At 68.6% G+C, this 16037-nt stretch carries 26 protein-coding genes; 24 read left to right on the top strand and 2 right to left on the bottom strand.

Going from position 1 to position 16037, the window contains the following annotated elements; translation table 11 throughout:
• Window positions 1-23 precede the first annotated feature (23 nt).
• Window positions 24-1220: a glycosyltransferase family 4 protein gene (locus VFA06_RS08400; RefSeq protein WP_324839868.1), complete on the top strand. Its 1197-nt coding sequence runs from the start codon at window positions 24-26 to the stop codon at window positions 1218-1220.
• On the opposite strand, the gene VFA06_RS08395 is transcribed toward VFA06_RS08400, so the two are convergent.
• Both VFA06_RS08395 and VFA06_RS08390 read right to left on the bottom strand, forming a co-directional pair.
• Window positions 1163-2314 carry a glycosyltransferase family 4 protein gene (locus VFA06_RS08395; RefSeq protein ID WP_324839867.1) on the bottom strand — a complete coding sequence of 384 codons (1152 nt, stop codon included), beginning with the start codon at window positions 2312-2314 and terminating at the stop codon, window positions 1163-1165. The genes VFA06_RS08400 and VFA06_RS08395 overlap by 58 nt on opposite strands.
• 25 nt (window positions 2315-2339) lie before the next feature.
• Window positions 2340-3560 (bottom strand): cellulase family glycosylhydrolase, encoded by a 1221-nt coding sequence (locus tag VFA06_RS08390; protein ID WP_324839866.1) that lies wholly within the window; start codon window positions 3558-3560, stop codon window positions 2340-2342.
• A 405-nt stretch (window positions 3561-3965) separates the two neighbouring features.
• Here VFA06_RS08390 and rpsJ point away from each other — a divergent pair, with 405 nt between their 5' ends.
• The 23 genes from rpsJ to VFA06_RS08275 all read left to right on the top strand — a co-directional run bounded on the left by rpsJ (window position 3966) and on the right by VFA06_RS08275 (window position 16000).
• On the top strand, window positions 3966-4274 hold the full coding sequence (gene rpsJ, locus VFA06_RS08385; protein ID WP_034266131.1) for a 30S ribosomal protein S10: 309 nt from the start codon (window positions 3966-3968) through the stop codon (window positions 4272-4274).
• Between the two features lie 14 nt (window positions 4275-4288).
• Window positions 4289-4930, top strand: coding sequence for a 50S ribosomal protein L3 (gene rplC, locus VFA06_RS08380; protein WP_349260109.1), 642 nt, complete (start codon window positions 4289-4291; stop codon window positions 4928-4930).
• Between the two features lie 6 nt (window positions 4931-4936).
• Window positions 4937-5566: a 50S ribosomal protein L4 gene (rplD, locus tag VFA06_RS08375; RefSeq protein WP_324839865.1), complete on the top strand. Its 630-nt coding sequence runs from the start codon at window positions 4937-4939 to the stop codon at window positions 5564-5566.
• Window positions 5566-5898: a 50S ribosomal protein L23 gene (gene rplW / locus VFA06_RS08370; protein WP_324839864.1), complete on the top strand. Its 333-nt coding sequence runs from the start codon at window positions 5566-5568 to the stop codon at window positions 5896-5898. The genes rplD and rplW overlap by 1 nt, the downstream gene beginning before the upstream one ends.
• A 43-nt stretch (window positions 5899-5941) precedes the next feature.
• Window positions 5942-6778: a 50S ribosomal protein L2 gene (rplB, locus tag VFA06_RS08365; protein WP_324839863.1), complete on the top strand. Its 837-nt coding sequence runs from the start codon at window positions 5942-5944 to the stop codon at window positions 6776-6778.
• A 12-nt stretch (window positions 6779-6790) separates the two neighbouring features.
• Entirely contained in the window at window positions 6791-7072 is a 282-nt protein-coding gene (gene rpsS / locus VFA06_RS08360; protein ID WP_324839862.1) for a 30S ribosomal protein S19, read from the top strand.
• Complete coding sequence (gene rplV, locus VFA06_RS08355) at window positions 7065-7466, top strand: 50S ribosomal protein L22 (RefSeq protein WP_349260108.1); 402 nt, start codon at window positions 7065-7067, stop codon at window positions 7464-7466. Before rpsS ends, rplV begins: the two co-directional genes overlap by 8 nt.
• The gene (gene rpsC, locus VFA06_RS08350; RefSeq protein WP_324839861.1) at window positions 7466-8314 is read left to right on the top strand and encodes a 30S ribosomal protein S3; all 849 of its coding nucleotides are present in this window, start codon (window positions 7466-7468) and stop codon (window positions 8312-8314) included. Before rplV ends, rpsC begins: the two co-directional genes overlap by 1 nt.
• 3 nt (window positions 8315-8317) lie before the next feature.
• On the top strand, window positions 8318-8737 hold the full coding sequence (gene rplP, locus VFA06_RS08345; RefSeq protein ID WP_211468862.1) for a 50S ribosomal protein L16: 420 nt from the start codon (window positions 8318-8320) through the stop codon (window positions 8735-8737).
• Window positions 8737-8958: a 50S ribosomal protein L29 gene (gene rpmC / locus VFA06_RS08340; RefSeq protein WP_324839860.1), complete on the top strand. Its 222-nt coding sequence runs from the start codon at window positions 8737-8739 to the stop codon at window positions 8956-8958. The genes rplP and rpmC overlap by 1 nt, the downstream gene beginning before the upstream one ends.
• Window positions 8955-9242, top strand: coding sequence for a 30S ribosomal protein S17 (rpsQ, locus tag VFA06_RS08335; protein WP_324839859.1), 288 nt, complete (start codon window positions 8955-8957; stop codon window positions 9240-9242). Before rpmC ends, rpsQ begins: the two co-directional genes overlap by 4 nt.
• A gap of 59 nt (window positions 9243-9301) precedes the next feature.
• On the top strand, window positions 9302-9670 hold the full coding sequence (gene rplN / locus VFA06_RS08330) for a 50S ribosomal protein L14 (RefSeq protein ID WP_034266103.1): 369 nt from the start codon (window positions 9302-9304) through the stop codon (window positions 9668-9670).
• Between the two features lie 14 nt (window positions 9671-9684).
• The gene (gene rplX / locus VFA06_RS08325) at window positions 9685-10044 is read left to right on the top strand and encodes a 50S ribosomal protein L24 (protein ID WP_324839888.1); all 360 of its coding nucleotides are present in this window, start codon (window positions 9685-9687) and stop codon (window positions 10042-10044) included.
• Window positions 10044-10619, top strand: coding sequence for a 50S ribosomal protein L5 (rplE, locus tag VFA06_RS08320; RefSeq protein ID WP_324839858.1), 576 nt, complete (start codon window positions 10044-10046; stop codon window positions 10617-10619). Before rplX ends, rplE begins: the two co-directional genes overlap by 1 nt.
• A gap of 2 nt (window positions 10620-10621) precedes the next feature.
• Window positions 10622-10807 carry a type Z 30S ribosomal protein S14 gene (locus VFA06_RS08315; protein WP_211468866.1) on the top strand — a complete coding sequence of 62 codons (186 nt, stop codon included), beginning with the start codon at window positions 10622-10624 and terminating at the stop codon, window positions 10805-10807.
• Between the two features lie 352 nt (window positions 10808-11159).
• Window positions 11160-11558: a 30S ribosomal protein S8 gene (gene rpsH, locus VFA06_RS08310; protein WP_324839857.1), complete on the top strand. Its 399-nt coding sequence runs from the start codon at window positions 11160-11162 to the stop codon at window positions 11556-11558.
• A gap of 22 nt (window positions 11559-11580) precedes the next feature.
• Window positions 11581-12120, top strand: coding sequence for a 50S ribosomal protein L6 (rplF, locus tag VFA06_RS08305; RefSeq protein ID WP_324839856.1), 540 nt, complete (start codon window positions 11581-11583; stop codon window positions 12118-12120).
• A gap of 2 nt (window positions 12121-12122) precedes the next feature.
• Window positions 12123-12506 (top strand): 50S ribosomal protein L18, encoded by a 384-nt coding sequence (gene rplR / locus VFA06_RS08300; RefSeq protein ID WP_324839855.1) that lies wholly within the window; start codon window positions 12123-12125, stop codon window positions 12504-12506.
• Between the two features lie 37 nt (window positions 12507-12543).
• Entirely contained in the window at window positions 12544-13173 is a 630-nt protein-coding gene (gene rpsE, locus VFA06_RS08295; RefSeq protein WP_324839854.1) for a 30S ribosomal protein S5, read from the top strand.
• A 1-nt stretch (window position 13174) separates the two neighbouring features.
• Window positions 13175-13360: a 50S ribosomal protein L30 gene (rpmD, locus tag VFA06_RS08290; protein ID WP_211468871.1), complete on the top strand. Its 186-nt coding sequence runs from the start codon at window positions 13175-13177 to the stop codon at window positions 13358-13360.
• Complete coding sequence (gene rplO / locus VFA06_RS08285; RefSeq protein WP_324839853.1) at window positions 13360-13824, top strand: 50S ribosomal protein L15; 465 nt, start codon at window positions 13360-13362, stop codon at window positions 13822-13824. Before rpmD ends, rplO begins: the two co-directional genes overlap by 1 nt.
• A 196-nt stretch (window positions 13825-14020) precedes the next feature.
• A complete protein-coding gene (secY, locus tag VFA06_RS08280) occupies window positions 14021-15349 on the top strand; it encodes a preprotein translocase subunit SecY (RefSeq protein WP_324839852.1) in 1329 nt (442 codons plus the stop codon).
• Entirely contained in the window at window positions 15350-16000 is a 651-nt protein-coding gene (locus tag VFA06_RS08275; RefSeq protein WP_324839851.1) for an adenylate kinase, read from the top strand.
• Window positions 16001-16037: the final 37 nt, after the last annotated feature.

Genomic DNA, 16037 nt, shown 5'->3' with positions numbered 1-16037 from the left:
GTCAAGGGAGCGGTTGAACCGGAATGCGCATCGTGCACACCGTCAACGTCGGGTTCTGCGCCGGCGGCGCGGAGAAGTTCGTCAGCCTCGTCGCCGCCGAGCAGGCCCGGCGAGGCCACCAGGTTCGCGTCGTGGCGACCGATGTGCTCGAACCCGGATCCGATCAACCGCTGTTCGCGGACGCCTTGCTGCCCGCACCGAGCGGCGGGCCGGGCCGCCTGCTCGGCTACTTCTGGAACCGCGCTGTGTACCGCGCGATGCGTGAGCTCGTCGGCCAGTTCCAGCCGGACGTCGTGCATCACCACACGATCGGGGAATTCAGCCCGTCGGTCCTCGCCGCCTGCCGGGGACGCGCGCAGGTCATGTCCGCCCACGGACCGGAGGATTGGACGCTGGGCCTGCTCAAGTGGAACCTCGCCACGGCCACGCGGCCTGAAGGCCTCAGCGGCGCGGATCGGCTGCGCTATGCGCGGCTGCGCTGGATCCAGCGCCCGGCATACCGCGCGCAATGGCGGCACCTCAGCGCATTCCTCGCCGTCAGCCGCTTCATGGCGGAGACGATCGCGCCGGACGCCGGTGCGATCCCGGTTCGGGTGGTGCCCAATTGCACCGAACCAGGCTTCGAGCCAACGCAGATCACTGATGCGTATCGAGTTCTGTACAGCGGACGCCTGGAACAGGTCAAAGGCGTGCACTGCCTCTTGGACGCATTCCGCAAGACGCTGGCCGATCACCCCTCCGCCCAGCTGGTCATCGCGGGTGACGGGACCCGGCGCGCACAGCTCGAACAGGCGGCGAGCGATCTGGTGGCCGCAGGCGCCGTCCGCTTTGTCGGCTGGCTGTCCCAGGCTTCGCTGGCTAAGGAGATCGCGCTCAGTTCGTTTGTCGTCGTGCCCTCGCTGTGGCCCGAGGTGTTCGGGCGCGCAGTCCTCGACGCTTTCGCAGCCGCCCGGCCGGTGATCGCCTCCAGCGTCGGCGGCCTACCCGAACTGGTCGACGCGAGCCGGGGCGCCCTGGTCGCCCCCGGGGACGTCGACGCGCTGGCCGCCGCGATGAGCGCGCTGATCGGCGACCAGCCGGCGCTTGAGCGCTTGGGTGAGGCGGCCCGCAGTTTCACGCAGCGGTTCAGCGTCGAGGCAGTCGTGGCGGAACTCGACGAGAACTACGCGCGGGCGATCGGCTCCCGGTCCTCGGCCAGCCCGGCGAACAGCTCGCGGTAGCGGTCGATCTGCAGCGGCCAGGCGAACACCGCCTCGGCGCGCGCCCGACCCGCCGCGCCGAACTGCGCCGCGAGCGGTGGATCCGTCAGAATCTTGCGACAGGCCGCGGCGAGCGCCGGAACGTCTCCAGGCGGGACCACGAGCCCTGCCTCGCCGTTCACGACGTAGCCGATGCTTCCGACGTCCGAGGCCACCACCGGGGTCGCGCAGGCCATCGCCTCCATGAGGACCATCCCGGTCAGCTCGGCATCAGTCAGCGAGGGCAGCACCAGCACTGCCGCGCCCTGCACCGCGCGCACGAGTTCCTCTCCGGCCAGCGCTCCGGTCGCCTCGACCCGTTCGCGCACCCCGAGCCGTTGCGCCAGCGCGAGGTGATCCGCGACCGCGTCGCCCGAGCCCACCAGCTTCAGGCGAAGATCTGGCAGGTCCGTCAGCGAGGCGAACGCCTCGACCAGCACGTCGACGCCCTTCCACGCGGAGGTGCGATCCATCCGGCCGACATAAATCAGCTCGCGGCGCCGCGCGTCGGCGGGGCCGGGGGTGAACCGCTCGACGTCGACACCGGGGACGATCATCCGCGCCCCGGGCAGCCCGGCGGCGAGCGAGGTGGGACCGGCCGGCACCGGGACATCGCAGCGCGCGAAGACGCGGGGGAGCACCCGGCGCTCGTAAACCGCGATGACCCGGTTGGCCAGACCGGAACCGGTGGCGCCCTTATGCATGGTGCCGGCGTGGTAGGTGAACGCCACCGGCCGTTCGCCGCTCACGAACACCGCGACATCGCCAAGGCCGGGCACCGGCGCGTGCGCGTTCACGACCGCGGCGCCGGTTCGCCGCAGCCACCGCCGCACCTGGAACGGCCACAACGGGCTCAGCGGAGTGTTAGATACGCGCACCCAGACGCCGAGCCGAATGACGCGGACGCCGTTCTCCAAGGCGACCTGTGTCCGCTTCCCGCGGTGCCGGGTGGTGATCACCACCGGCTCGAAGTCCGCATCAGCCGCCAACGCCTCGGCGAGTCGTGCTACATAGCGCTCCACGCCGCCGATCCTGGGCGGATAGTGGGGCGTGACCAGGGCGACCGTCGTCGTCACGTGAACCGCCTGAACCGTAGCCGCATCAGCTGACACTGCACCCGCAGGCCGCGATGGCCGCCTTGAGCGTGTTGAACACCGGCCGGGCCTTGCCAGTCTCGTCCCGCAGCCCCCAGTACAGATGCGCCGGCAGGATGTCCTGGTCGGCGAACCAGAAGTCGGCCGCCACGTTCGGGTTGGTGGAGACCGTTTTGATCAGGTCGGTGGCGTAGGCGGCCTGGCCCTGCAGTTGAGCCGCCGTGGCCTTGGTCCCGAACGGCAGCAGGGCGCCGTCGTACTCGGTGTCGCCGGACTCCGTGATCCAGATCTGCACCTTCGGATTGCCGCTGGTCTGCAGAATGCGCAGCAGGTTGTCCGGGCTGCCGGAGATGTCCGCGAAGTCGCCGGCCAGGCTCGGCGGGGTCGGCGCCGAGAACGGGTGGTAGCTGATGGCGTTCACGTTCGCCAGGCTTCCGCCGATACCGACCACGCCGCTGAGGAACCTGTTCTGCGACTCATAGCCCGTCGCCGGGTCGTCCGGCACGGCCGCGAGGCCTCCCATGAGAATGAGAGCGCCGGGGTCCGCGCCGCGGATGGCACTCGACACGGTGGTGAGCATCTGCGCGTAGGCGGCCGCGTTCGGTGTAGGCCACCAGTTGCCGGCGATGTTCGGTTCGTTCCAGATCTCCCAGGCGCCGACGCCGCGGGCCTTGTAGCGTCGCACGGCCGCCGTGGCGAACTTCGCGAAGTCGGTGTTGCTGGACGGTGGGCAGATGGTGGTGTCGTGGCTGCCCCTCTTACAGGCCGCGGTGGTGTCCCAGTACGCGGTGGCGTCGAGGATCGCGTCGATCTTCAGGCCGAGCGACTGCGCCGTGTCCGCGACGACGTCGAACTTGCCCCACTTATATGTCTGGGCGTTGTTCGGCTGAATCGTCTCCCACGGAAGGTCCACGCGGATCCACTTGGTGCCCTCCGTCACGGCGTCCTGAAGACTGGTCCTGACGGCGCTCGGGCTCTCGTTCATCAGCGTCGAGCCGTAGTCGAGCCCGAACTTCATCGGATGCGCGCCGGCGGCCAGCGGCGCGCCCGTCGCTCCGCTGCCGGTCGGCGTGCCGGGCGCAGTGCCGGACGCCCCGGTGGCCGGCTTGAGGCTGGAGTTGGCGGTCAGCCCGAACTCGCCCGCGGCGCCGGCGCCTAGTGTGACGGCGAGGGCCGCCGCGGCGACGAGCCAGTGCCGGCGACCGCGCTGGAGGAGGGCTTTCGACACGGCGGCCATACTATGGCGGATGCCGGTGCCCGCGCGCTCGCGGCCGCGGCGGGGCGGCCCGCGTGGCCGGTGCCGATTTGGCCTCGGGCAGGGCACTCCGGCATACTGTTTCAGTTGCTCGGCGAGGGTTGCCCTTTCGCCGGGCGCCCGGAGTGAAGTACCAGCCACTCGCGAAGTCTCGCCAGAAGGCGTGCCAGCTGCGCGGTGGACCTCCAGGGCCCGCGCTCATCAGCAATGGTGGCCGGCAGGGTTGTGCCCTGCTGCCGCGCCCTCGTGTGCGGCAGCAGCGCGACACGCCCGACCGCGTGGGTCGGAGAAAACCGGACAGACGGCTCCGAACAGAGGCATCCCCGCCCCCGCGGGGAGGTCGAAGCGGTTTACGAAGAGAAGGAATTCGAAGCAGCCATGGCGGGACAGAAGATCCGCATCAGGCTCAAGGCCTACGACCACGAGGTCATCGACTCCTCGGCGCGCAAGATCGTCGAGACGGTGAGCCGCACTGGTGCGCAGGTCGCGGGCCCGGTGCCGCTGCCGACCGAGAAGAACGTGTACTGCGTCATCCGCTCGCCGCACAAGTACAAGGACTCGCGCGAGCACTTCGAGATGCGCACCCACAAGCGGCTCATCGACATCCTCGACCCGACCCCCAAGACCGTCGACTCGCTCATGCGGCTCGACCTGCCGGCCGGCGTCGACATCGAGATCAAGCTCTAAGGAACCTGCCGATCATGAGTAAGCAGATCAAGGGCCTCCTGGGCGAGAAGCTCGGCATGACGCAGGTCTGGGACGCGGACAACCGGGTGGTCCCGGTGACCGTCGTCAAGGCCGGGCCGTGCGTCGTGACCCAGGTGCGCGACACCGAGAAGGACGGCTACGCCGCGGTCCAGATCGCCTTCGGCGAGATCGACCCGCGCAAGGTGAACAAGCCGCGCAAGGGCCACTTCGACAAGGCCGGCGTCACCCCGCGCCGCCACCTGGTCGAGCTGCGCACGGACGACGCCGCCGACTACGCGCTCGGCCAGGAGCTCACCACCGAGGTGTTCGAGGTCGGTCAGCGCATCGACGTCGTGGGCACCTCCAAGGGCAAGGGCACCGCGGGTGTCATGAAGCGGCACAACTTCCGCGGTCTGGGCGCCGCCCACGGCACCCAGCGCAAGCACCGCTCCCCGGGTTCGATCGGCGCCTGCGCCACCCCGGGCCGCGTTTTCAAGGGCGTGCGGATGGCCGGCCGGATGGGCAACGCGCGGGTGACCGTGCAGAACCTGACCGTTCACGCCATCGACGCCGAGAAGGGCCTGCTGCTGATCAAGGGCGCCATCCCGGGCCCCAACGGCGGCGTCGTGCTCGTGAAGACGGCTGCTAAGGGCTGATAAGAGATGACGACTACTCTGACTGTCGATCTCCCCGCGGAGATCTTCGACGTCCCGGCGAACGTGCCGCTGATCCACCAGGTCGTGGTGGCCCAGCTGGCCGCGGCGCGTCAGGGCACGCACAAGACCAAGACCCGTGGCGAGGTCTCCGGCGGCGGCAAGAAGCCGTACCGGCAGAAGGGCACCGGCCGCGCCCGCCAGGGCTCGACCCGTGCGCCGCAGTTCGCCGGCGGTGGCGTGGTGCACGGTCCGGTCCCGCGTGACTACTCGCAGCGCACCCCGAAGAAGATGAAGGCCGCCGCCCTGCGCGGTGCCCTCTCCGACCGGGCCCGCAACGGCCGGGTGCACGTGATCGACGCGTTCGACGTGGCCGAGAAGCCGCACACCAAGACCGCGCTCGGCGCCATCAGGGAGCTGACCGACCGCAAGCACGTGCTCGTCGTGCTCGGCCGCGAGGAGCTCAACGCCTGGAAGTCGCTGCGCAACCTGCCCGAGGTGCACCTGCTGCACGCCGACCAGCTCAACACGTACGACGTGATGGTCAGCGACGACGTGGTGTTCACCAAGGCCGGATACGACGCGTTCGTGGCCGGCCCGGCGAAGAAGACCGACGCCGCGGAAGGAGACGAGGCCTGATGCCCGCGTACGACCGCTACAACGCCGCGCGCGACCTGCTGATCCGGCCGGTGGTCTCGGAGAAGAGCTACGCGCTGCTCGACGAGAACAAGTACACGTTCATCGTGCAGAAGGACGCCAACAAGACGCAGATCCGCCAAGCGGTCGAGCTGCTCTTCGACGTCGAGGTCACGGGCGTGAACACGATCAACCGCAAGGGCAAGCGCAAGCGCACCCGCGCCGGTTGGGGCAAGCGCCCCGACACCCGTCGCGCCATCGTCTCGGTCGATCCGAATCCGAGGGACGCGAGCAAGAAGAGCCGGATCGACATCTTCGGAGGCCCGGTCTCCTAAGGGAGATCGGACACCGAGGACACGCAGAGGAATCTGAGAAGCCATGGGCATCCGCAAGTACAAGCCGACGACCCCCGGTCGCCGCGGCGCCAGCGTTGCCGACTTCGCCGAGATCACCCGGGACTTCCCCGAGAAGTCCCTGGTGCGCCCGCTGCACTCGAAGGGCGGCCGTAACGCGCAGGGGCGCGTGACGGTCCGTCACCAGGGTGGCGGCCACAAGCGCGCTTACCGCGTCATCGACTTCCGTCGGGACGACAAGGACGGCGTGCCGGCGAAGGTCGCGCACATCGAGTACGACCCGAACCGCACCGCGCGCATCGCGCTGCTGCACTACGCCGACGGCGCCAAGCGCTACATCATCGCGCCGGCCCGGCTCAAGCAGGGCGACCGGGTCGAGTCGGGTCCTGACGCCGACATCAAGCCGGGCAACAACCTGCCGCTGCGCAACATCCCGACCGGTACGGTCATCCACGCCATCGAGCTGCGGCCCGGCGGCGGCGCGAAGATCGCCCGCTCGGCCGGCGCCAGCGTGCAGCTGGTCGCCAAGGACGGCCCCTACGCGCAGCTGCGCATGCCGTCCGGCGAGATCCGCAACGTCGACGCGCGCTGCCGCGCCACCGTCGGCGAGGTCGGCAACGCCGAGCAGAGCAACATCAACTGGGGCAAGGCCGGCCGCATGCGGTGGAAGGGCAAGCGCCCGACCGTCCGCGGTGTCGCGATGAACCCGATCGACCACCCGCACGGCGGTGGCGAGGGCAAGACCTCCGGTGGCCGCCACCCGGTCTCGCCCTGGGGCAAGCAGGAGGGCCGCACCCGCCAGCCGGGCAAGGCCAGCGACAAACTCATCGTCCGCCGTCGCAAGACGAACAAGAAGCGCTAGGAGGAGGTCTAGATGCCGCGCAGTCTCAAGAAGGGTCCCTTCGTGGACGACCACCTGCAGAAGAAGGTGGACGCCCAGAACGAGAAGGGCACGCACAACGTCATCAAGACGTGGTCCCGGCGCTCCATGATCGTCCCGGACATGCTGGGCCACACGATCGCCGTGCACGACGGCCGCAAGCACGTCCCGGTGTTCGTCACCGAGTCGATGGTCGGCCACAAGCTCGGCGAGTTCGCCCCGACCCGCACGTTCAAGGGTCACGTGAAGGAAGACCGGAGGTCCCGCCGTGGCTGAGAACAAGGCCAAGGACCTGCCCGAGAACCAGGCACTGGCCCAGGCCCGGCACGTCCCGATGACCCCGATGAAGGTGCGTCGCGTGGTCAACGAGGTGCGCGGGCTGCCGGTGGACAAGGCGCTGGACTACCTGAAGTTCGCGCCCTGGGCCGCCGCCGGTCCCGTGGCCAAGTGCGTCGCGTCGGCCGCGGCCAACGCGCGCCACAACAAGAACCTGTTCGGCGACCTGTACATCGCCGCGGCCTACGTGGACGAGGGCCCCACCCTCAAGCGGTTCCAGCCGCGCGCGCAGGGCCGGGCGTACCGGATCCGCAAGCGCAGCAGCCACATCACGGTCGTGGTCGAGGAGTTCGTCCCGGCGAACGTCGGCGGCAAGAAGGGCAGGACCCGGTAATGGGCCAGAAAGTCAACCCGCACGGGTTCCGCCTGGGCATCACCACCGACTTCAAGTCGCGCTGGTACGCCGACAAGCTGTACAAGGCGTACGTCAAGGAAGACGTCGCCATCCGCAAGCTGATGACCACCGGCATGGAGCGCGCCGGCATCTCGAAGGTGGAGATCGAGCGCACCCGTGACCGCGTGCGCGTCGACATCCACACCGCGCGTCCGGGCATCGTGATCGGCCGCCGCGGCGCGGAGGCCGAGCGAATCCGCGGCGAGCTGGAGAAGCTGACCGGCAAGCAGGTGCAGCTGAACATCCTCGAGGTCAAGAACCCCGAGATCGACGCGCAGCTGGTCGCCCAGGGCGTGGCCGAGCAGCTCTCCAGCCGTGTCGCGTTCCGTCGCGCCATGCGCAAGGCGATCCAGTCGACCATGAAGGCGGGCGCCAAGGGCATCAAGGTGCAGGTCTCCGGCCGTCTCGGCGGCGCGGAGATGAGCCGGTCCGAGCAGTACCGCGAGGGCCGCGTTCCGCTGCACACGCTGCGCGCGAACATCGACTACGGCTTCTACGAGGCCCGCACCACCTTCGGCCGGATCGGCGTGAAGGTGTGGATCTACAAGGGCGACGTGGCCAACCTGCGTGCCGCTCGCGAGGCCGAGGCCGCCGCGCAGCGCCAGGGCCGTCCGGCCGGCGGCCGCGACGAGCGGCGCGGCGGCGACCGTCCCCGCGGCGGGCGTCCCGGCGGCCGCGGCGAGCGCCCGGCCCGCGGCGGCGAGCGTCGTCCCGAGACCGCCCAGCCCGCGTCCGAGGCTCCGGTTGCCGAGGCCGCGGTCGCTGTAGAAGCTCCGAAGGAGGGCTGACCCATGCTGATCCCTCGCAGGGTCAAGCACCGCAAGCAGCACCACCCGTCCCGCTCCGGCGCGTCCAAGGGCGGCAACGAGCTGGCGTTCGGCGAGTACGGCATCCAGGCTCTGACGCCGGCGTACGTGACCAACCGTCAGATCGAGTCCGCGCGTATCGCGATCAACCGGCACATCCGCCGTGGCGGCAAGGTCTGGATCAACATCTACCCGGACCGCCCGCTGACCAAGAAGCCCGCCGAGACCCGGATGGGTTCCGGCAAGGGCTCCCCGGAGTGGTGGGTGGCCAACGTGAAGCCGGGCCGCGTCCTGTTCGAGCTGTCCTTCCCGAACGAGAAGGTCGCTCGTGAGGCGCTGCTGCGGGCCACGCACAAGCTGCCGCTGAAGTGCCGCATCATCAAGCGCGAGGCAGGCGAGGTCTGATGGCGATCGGGACGAAGACGCACGAGCTGCGCGAGCTGAACGACGAGGCGCTCGCCGGCAAGCTGCGCGAGGCCAAGGAGGAGCTGTTCAACCTCCGCTTCCAGCAGGCCACCGGCCAGCTGGAGAACCACGGCCGGATGAAGGCCGTCAAGGCCGACATCGCGCGGATCTACACGATCCAGCGCGAGCGGGAGCTCGGTATCACGGACGGTGCCGAATGAGCGACGAGGTAACGAACGTGGAGAGCGCCGAGGAGCGCAACCGCCGCAAGGTCCGCGAGGGCCTGGTGGTCAGCGACAAGATGGACAAGACCGTCGTGGTGGCGGTCGAGGACCGCGTCAAGCACGCGCTGTACGGCAAGGTCATGCGCCGTACCAGCAAGCTGAAGGCGCACGACGAGCAGAACGCCTGTGGTATCGGCGACCGGGTCCTGCTGATGGAGACCCGGCCGCTGTCCGCGACCAAGCGCTGGCGCGTGGTCGAGATCCTCGAGAAGGCGAAGTAGTTCGAACCCGCACATCTCTGCGAAGAGACAGGGACTGTGTTTCCAGTCAGGAGTAGAACGTGATTCAGCAGGAATCGCGGCTGCGGGTCGCCGACAACACCGGTGCTAAGGAAATCCTCTGCATTCGGGTTCTCGGTGGATCCAGCCGCCGCTACGCCGGGATCGGCGACGTGATCGTCGCCACCGTCAAGGACGCGCTGCCCGGCGCCGGCGTCAAGAAGGGCGACGTCGTCAAGGCGGTCGTCGTGCGCACCGTCAAGGAGCGCCGCCGGCCGGACGGCTCGTACATCCGCTTCGACGAGAACGCGGCCGTCCTGATCAAGGACGGTGGCGACCCGCGCGGCACCCGCATCTTCGGCCCGGTGGGCCGCGAGCTGCGCGACAAGCGGTACATGCGCATCATCTCGCTGGCCCCGGAGGTGCTGTAGCCATGGCGCACAAGATGAACATCCGCAAGGGCGACCTGGTCCAGGTCATCACGGGCAAGGACAAGGGCCTGCAGGGCAAGGTCGTCCAGGCCTTCCCGGCGACCCAGAAGGTCATCGTCGAGGGCGTGAACCGGGTCAAGAAGCACGAGAAGGTCGGCCAGACCTCCCGCGGCGCCAAGACCGGCGGCATCGTCACCGTCGAGGCGCCGATCCACGTCAGCAACGTGATGCTGGTGGTGGAGCACGAGGGCAAGAAGGTCGTCACCCGGGTCGGCTACCGGCGCGAGGAGCAGGAGCGCCGCCTGCCCGACGGCACCACCAAGACGGTCACCCGGTCCGTGCGGTACTCGAAGAAGACCGGTGAGGAGATCTGATGACTACTGTCGAAGAGACCCCCACCAAGGTCGCGCCCCGGCTCAAGGAGCGCTACCGCGCCGAGATCATCGGCGAGCTGCGCAAGCAGTTCGACTACGCGAACGTCATGCAGGTGCCCGGCGTCACCAAGGTGGTCGTGAACATGGGCGTCGGCGACGCCGCCCGCGACTCCAAGCTGATCGAGGGCGCGGTGAAGGACCTGACCGCGATCACCGGTCAGAAGCCGACCGTCACCAAGGCCCGCAAGTCCATCGCGCAGTTCAAGCTGCGCGAGGGCCAGCCGATCGGGGCGCACGTCACGCTGCGCGGCGACCGGATGTGGGAGTTCCTTGACCGGCTGGTCAGCATCGCGCTCCCGCGTATCCGCGACTTCCGCGGCCTGTCGCCGAAGCAGTTCGACGGCAACGGCAACTACACCTTCGGTCTGACCGAGCAGTCGATGTTCCACGAGATCGACCAGGACCGGATCGACCGGGTCCGCGGCATGGACATCACCGTGGTCACCACCGCCAAGAACGACGACGAGGGCCGGACGCTGCTCAAGCTGCTCGGCTTCCCCTTCAAGGAGGCGTGATCATGGCGAAGACCGCTCTGATCAACAAGGCCAACCGCAAGCCGAAGTTCAAGGTGCGGGGCTACACCCGGTGCCAGAAGTGCGGCCGTCCGCACTCGGTGTACCGCAAGTTCGGCCTCTGCCGCATCTGCCTGCGGACCATGGCGCACGCCGGCGAGCTGCCCGGCGTCACCAAGTCCAGCTGGTAGACACCAAGCTCCGCGGTGACTGGTCGGGACCATGCGTCCCGACCGGTTACCATGGATGAAAGACGTGGACGCGGCGCCGGATGACGGTGTGAATCACCGGCCCGGCGCTTCGTCACGATGGGCGCTCTAGCGAAAGCGAGTCCGTCGGCACCTCCGCGTTCCCGCTCAGCCGGGCCGGGCGCGGAAAGGACCGGCTGCTGGTATCCCAACCAGGCGCCTTTGCAATGTCACTACGACGCCGTAGGTCCCCTCGGCGAATCCAAAGGCACCTGGTTGCCGTGTTTTCACGGAACTTAGTGCCCTGCGATGCGCGCGAGCCGGAAACCGCGGTGGGAAGGCCGAAGGCCCACCTATGACCATGACCGACCCGATCGCAGACATGCTCACCCGTCTGCGCAACGGCAACGCGGCGTACCACGACCAGGTCACCATGCCCTACTCCAAGCTCAAGGCCAGGATCGCCGAGATCCTGCAGCAGGAGGGCTACATCGCCTCCTACAAGGCCGAGGAGCTGCAGGTCGGCAAGAACCTGATCATCACGCTGAAGTACGGCCCGAACCGCGAGCGGTCGATCGCCGGCATCAAGCGCATCTCCAAGCCGGGTCTGCGCGTGTACGCGAAGTCCACCAGCCTGCCGAAGGTTCTCGGCGGCCTGGGCATCGCCATCATCTCCTCGTCCTCCGGTCTGCTCACGGACCGTCAGGCCGCCAAGAAGGGTGTGGGCGGGGAAGTCCTCGCCTACGTCTGGTAAGTCCGGAAGGGAGGCAACAGCCATGTCACGTATCGGACGGCTGCCCATCCCGGTTCCGGCCGGCGTTGAGGTCAGCATCAACGGACGCGAGGTCACGGTGAAGGGCCCCAAGGGCACCCTGAGCCACACGATCGTCGCGCCGATCGAGATCGAGAAGGCGGAGGACGGCACCCTGCAGGTGACCCGTCCCAACGACGAGCGCGCCGCCAAGGAGCGGCACGGTCTGACCCGCACCCTCGTCAACAACATGATCGTCGGAGTGACCGACGGGTACTCCAAGACCCTGGAGATCTCCGGAGTCGGTTACCGCGTGCAGGCCAAGGGCTCGGACCTGGAGTTCGCCCTCGGCTACTCGCACCCGATCACGGTCGCCGCGCCGGAGGGCATCACCTTCCGGGTGGAGGCCCCGACCCGCTTCGTGGTCTCGGGCATCGACAAGCAGAAGGTCGGCGAGGTCGCGGCCAACATCCGCAAGCTGCGCAAGCCGGACCCGTACAAGGCCAAGGGCGTGCGGTACCAGGGCGAGGTCATCCGCCGCAAGGTCGGAAAGGCCGGTAAGTAGCCATGCCGTACAGCGTGAAGATCGCCAAGGGCGACGCGAAGAAGGCCGTCGCGCGCAAGCGCCGGCACATCCGCGTGCGCAAGCGGGTCAACGGCACCGCGGAGCGTCCGCGTCTCGTCGTCACCCGGTCCAACCGGCACATCGTGGCGCAGGTCGTCAACGACAAGCTCGGCCACACGCTCGCCTCCGCCTCCACCCTGGAGGCCGGGCTGCGCAGCGCCGACGGCACCAAGACGGACCTGTCCCGTCAGGTCGGCAAGCTGGTCGGCGAGCGGGCCAAGGCGGCCGGGGTCGACACGGTCGTCTTCGACCGGGCCGGCTACAAGTACCACGGCCGGGTCGCCGCGGTCGCCGAGGGCGCCCGCGAGGCCGGACTGGAGTTCTGATGCACCGAATCGACAGCAGCGAAAAGAGGGATTCCTGATGCCTCCCCAGCAGCGTCGCGGAGGCGGCGCCGGCGGCGGCCGCGGCGGTGAGGGCGGCGAGCGTCGGGAACGCCGCGACCGCCGTAACCAGGACGCCGCGCCCGCCGCGGAGAAGACCGCGTACGTAGAGCGCGTCGTGACCATCAACCGGGTCGCCAAGGTCGTCAAGGGCGGCCGGCGGTTCAGCTTCACCGCCCTGGTCGTCGTCGGCGACGGCGACGGCACGGTCGGTGTCGGCTACGGCAAGGCCAAGGAGGTGCCCGCGGCGATCGCCAAGGGCGTCGAGGAGGCCAAGAAGCACTTCTTCAAGGTGCCGCGGATCCAGGGCACCATCCCGCACCCCGTCACCGGCGAGGACGCCGCGGGCGTCGTGCTGCTCAAGCCCGCCTCGGCCGGTACCGGCGTCATCGCCGGCGGACCGGTGCGCGCGGTGCTCGAGTGCGCCGGTGTGCACGACGTGCTGTCCAAGTCGCTCGGCTCGGACAACCCGATCAACATCGTGCACGCCACGGTGGCCGCGCTCAAGGGCCTGGTACGGCCCGAGGAGATCGCCGCCCGCCGCGGCCTGCCGCTCGAGGACGTGGCCCCGGCCGCCCTGCTGCGCGCCCGCGCGGGAGTGGGGGCGTGACATGGCGAAGCTGAAGGTCACGCAGGTGCGCTCCAAGATCGGCACCAAGCAGAACCACCGCGAGACGCTGCGGTCCCTGGGCCTCAAGCGGATCAACCACTCGGTCATCAAGGAGGACCGGCCGGAGATCCGCGGCATGGTCCACACCGTGCGCCACCTCGTCGTGGTCGAGGAGGTTGAGGACTGATGCCCGAAGAGACGCAGAAGACGCACGTCCTCAAGGTCCACCACCTCAAGCCGGCCCCTGGCGCGAAGACCGCCAAGACCCGGGTCGGCCGCGGTGAGGGCTCGAAGGGTAAGACCGCGGGCCGCGGTACCAAGGGCACCAAGGCGCGCTACCAGGTTCCGGACCGCTTCGAGGGCGGCCAGATGCCGCTGCACATGCGGCTTCCGAAGCTCAAGGGCTTCAAGAACCGGTTCCGCGTCGAGTACCAGGTGGTCAACCTGGCCAAGCTCGCCGAGCTGTACCCGCAGGGTGGCGAGGTCACCAAGGACGACCTGGTCGCCAAGGGCGCGGTGCGCAAGAACGAGCTGGTCAAGGTGCTCGGCACCGGCGACATCTCGGTGGCGCTGAACGTCAAGGTGGACGCCTACTCGGCCTCCGCCAAGGCGAAGATCGCCGCCGCCGGCGGCTCCACCGAGGAGCTGTAGCAGGGTTCGAAGGCCCGTTTCCGGACGCCCGGAAACGGGCCTTCGCCCATCGAGTATCGCCTTGCCGCGCACTTCATGCGTAAGATGTCGCGAGCCGAGGCGATGCCCGGTTGTTCAGCCTTGTCCCTGAACAGACTCAAACCGTCACGCAACCGCCGGGCGCCGCACGGCCCGACGGGGTAGCGCAGGAGGAACTGTGCTCACTGCCTTTGCCCGGGCCTTCCGGACTCCGGACCTGCGCAAGAAGCTGCTTTTCACGCTCGGGATCATGTTCCTGTTCCGGCTGGGGTCGCACATCCCGACGCCGGGCGTGGACACCGCCGCGATCCGCTCCTGCGTCTCCGGCGCCGGAACGACCGGCGGCCTCGGCCTGATCAACCTGTTCTCCGGTGGCGCGCTGCTGCAACTTTCGGTCTTCGCGCTCGGGATCATGCCGTACATCACGGCGTCGATCATCCTGCAGCTGCTGACCGTGGTGATCCCCCGGCTCGAGACCCTCAAGAAGGAGGGCCAGGCCGGCCAGACGAAGATCACCCAGTACACCAGGTACCTGACCGTGGGCCTGGCGATCCTGCAGTCCACCGGTCTGCTGGCCACCGCGAAGTACTCGCCGAGCAACCTGATCTCCGGCTGCACCCAGCAGATCATCTACCCCTCGGTGGACACCAAGGCCATGGTGTTCATGGTCATGGTGATGGTGGCGGGCACCTCGATCATCATGTGGCTGGGCGAGCTGATCACCGACCGGGGCATCGGCAACGGCATGTCGCTGCTGATCTTCACCTCGATCGCCTCCGGCTTCCCCGGCTCGCTGTGGGCCATCAAGGAGACCTCCAAGCTCGGCGGCGGCTGGGTGGTCTTCCTCGGCATCATCGCGATGGGCTGCATCCTGGTCGGCTTCGTGGTCTTCATCGAGCAGGGCCAGCGGCGCATCCCGGTCCAGTACGCGAAGAAGCAGGTCGGCCGGCGCATGTACGGCGGCTCCTCGACCTACATCCCGATCAAGGTGAACCAGGCCGGCGTCATCCCGGTCATCTTCGCCTCCTCGCTGCTGCAGCTACCCGTGCTGGTCGCCCAGTTCGCCGACCCCAACGGAAAGCACCACTGGTCCGTGTGGGTCCGCAACGAGCTTGGACTGACGAACAACGGCTACTCGCTGTACTACTCGGTCGCCTACTTCCTGCTGATCCTGTTCTTCGCCTTCTTCTACGTCGCGATCACGTTTAACCCGGACGAGGTTGCGGACAATATGAAGAAGTACGGCGGCTTCATTCCGGGCATCCGCGCGGGCAAGCCGACCGCCGAATACCTGAACTACATCCTGACCCGGATCACCTGGCCCGGCGCGCTCTACCTGGCGCTGATCTCGATCATTCCGATGATCGCCCTGGCCGAGTTCCACACAGGCAGCAAGTTCCCCTTCGGCGGTACCTCGATCCTGATCATCGTGGGCGTGGGCCTGGAGACGGTCAAGCAGATCGAGAGCCAGTTGCAGCAGCACAACTACGAAGGGTTCCTGCGCTAGATGCGTATCGTGCTGGTCGGCCCCCCCGGTGCGGGAAAGGGGACCCAGGCCAAGATCATCGCCGGGAGGCTGGCCATCCCGGCGATCTCCACCGGGGACATTTTCCGCGCCAACGTCGGGGCCGGCACGCCGCTCGGCCTCGAGGCGAAGGGGTACATGGACAAGGGGCTGCTGGTCCCGGACTCCATCACGATCGGCATGGTGCGCGACCGGCTGGCCGACCCGGACGTGGCGGGCGGCTTCCTGCTCGACGGCTTCCCGCGCAACGTGGCGCAGGCCGAGGAGCTCGAGTCGATCCTGGTCGGGCTCGGCACGAAGCTCGATGTGGTGCTGGAACTGGTCGTGGACAACGACGAGGTGGTCAAGCGGATCGCCGGGCGCCGGCTGTGCCGCAACGACTCCACGCACATCTTCCACGTGGACTTCCAGCAGCCGAAGGTGCCGGGCGTGTGCGACGTGTGCGGCGGCGAGCTGTACCAGCGCGACGACGACAAGGAGGAGACGGTCCGCGAGCGGCTGGCCGTCTACGAGCGGGAGACCGCGCCGATCGTCGGCTTCTACGCGGAGCACGGCCTGCTGTCCACCATCGACGCGATGGGCTCCCTGGACGAGGTCACCGAGCGCGCGCTGGCCGCATTGGCCGACCGCTGAGCCCGAGCCCCCGAACCTGGCCACCCCCCGAATCCGG

The sequence above is a fragment of the Actinocrinis sp. genome, from assembly GCF_035653575.1.
Taxonomy (GTDB): domain Bacteria; phylum Actinomycetota; class Actinomycetes; order Streptomycetales; family Catenulisporaceae; genus Actinocrinis.
The sequence above is the reverse complement of the archived record's forward strand: the minus strand, read 5'-3'. Positions and strand labels throughout refer to the sequence as shown.

Excerpts from the sequence above, each read along its gene's own strand:
- rplX (WP_324839888.1), top strand. The coding sequence starts at position 9,685 with ATGAACATCCGCAAGGGCGACCTGGTCCAGGTCATCACGGGCAAGGAC.
- rplR (WP_324839855.1), top strand. The coding sequence starts at position 12,123 with ATGCCGTACAGCGTGAAGATCGCCAAGGGCGACGCGAAGAAGGCCGTC.
- rplC (WP_349260109.1), top strand. The coding sequence starts at position 4,289 with ATGAGTAAGCAGATCAAGGGCCTCCTGGGCGAGAAGCTCGGCATGACG.
- rpsE (WP_324839854.1), top strand. The coding sequence starts at position 12,544 with ATGCCTCCCCAGCAGCGTCGCGGAGGCGGCGCCGGCGGCGGCCGCGGC.
- rplP (WP_211468862.1), top strand. The coding sequence starts at position 8,318 with ATGCTGATCCCTCGCAGGGTCAAGCACCGCAAGCAGCACCACCCGTCC.
- rpsQ (WP_324839859.1), top strand. The coding sequence starts at position 8,955 with ATGAGCGACGAGGTAACGAACGTGGAGAGCGCCGAGGAGCGCAACCGC.
- rplB (WP_324839863.1), top strand. The coding sequence starts at position 5,942 with ATGGGCATCCGCAAGTACAAGCCGACGACCCCCGGTCGCCGCGGCGCC.
- rpmC (WP_324839860.1), top strand. The coding sequence starts at position 8,737 with ATGGCGATCGGGACGAAGACGCACGAGCTGCGCGAGCTGAACGACGAG.
- rpmD (WP_211468871.1), top strand. The coding sequence starts at position 13,175 with ATGGCGAAGCTGAAGGTCACGCAGGTGCGCTCCAAGATCGGCACCAAG.
- VFA06_RS08315 (WP_211468866.1), top strand. The coding sequence starts at position 10,622 with ATGGCGAAGACCGCTCTGATCAACAAGGCCAACCGCAAGCCGAAGTTC.
- rplE (WP_324839858.1), top strand. The coding sequence starts at position 10,044 with ATGACTACTGTCGAAGAGACCCCCACCAAGGTCGCGCCCCGGCTCAAG.
- VFA06_RS08400 (WP_324839868.1), top strand. The coding sequence starts at position 24 with ATGCGCATCGTGCACACCGTCAACGTCGGGTTCTGCGCCGGCGGCGCG.
- rpsC (WP_324839861.1), top strand. The coding sequence starts at position 7,466 with ATGGGCCAGAAAGTCAACCCGCACGGGTTCCGCCTGGGCATCACCACC.
- rpsS (WP_324839862.1), top strand. The coding sequence starts at position 6,791 with ATGCCGCGCAGTCTCAAGAAGGGTCCCTTCGTGGACGACCACCTGCAG.
- rplO (WP_324839853.1), top strand. The coding sequence starts at position 13,360 with ATGCCCGAAGAGACGCAGAAGACGCACGTCCTCAAGGTCCACCACCTC.
- rpsH (WP_324839857.1), top strand. The coding sequence starts at position 11,160 with ATGACCATGACCGACCCGATCGCAGACATGCTCACCCGTCTGCGCAAC.
- rplD (WP_324839865.1), top strand. The coding sequence starts at position 4,937 with ATGACGACTACTCTGACTGTCGATCTCCCCGCGGAGATCTTCGACGTC.
- rpsJ (WP_034266131.1), top strand. The coding sequence starts at position 3,966 with ATGGCGGGACAGAAGATCCGCATCAGGCTCAAGGCCTACGACCACGAG.
- rplF (WP_324839856.1), top strand. The coding sequence starts at position 11,581 with ATGTCACGTATCGGACGGCTGCCCATCCCGGTTCCGGCCGGCGTTGAG.
- VFA06_RS08275 (WP_324839851.1), top strand. The coding sequence starts at position 15,350 with ATGCGTATCGTGCTGGTCGGCCCCCCCGGTGCGGGAAAGGGGACCCAG.
- rplW (WP_324839864.1), top strand. The coding sequence starts at position 5,566 with ATGCCCGCGTACGACCGCTACAACGCCGCGCGCGACCTGCTGATCCGG.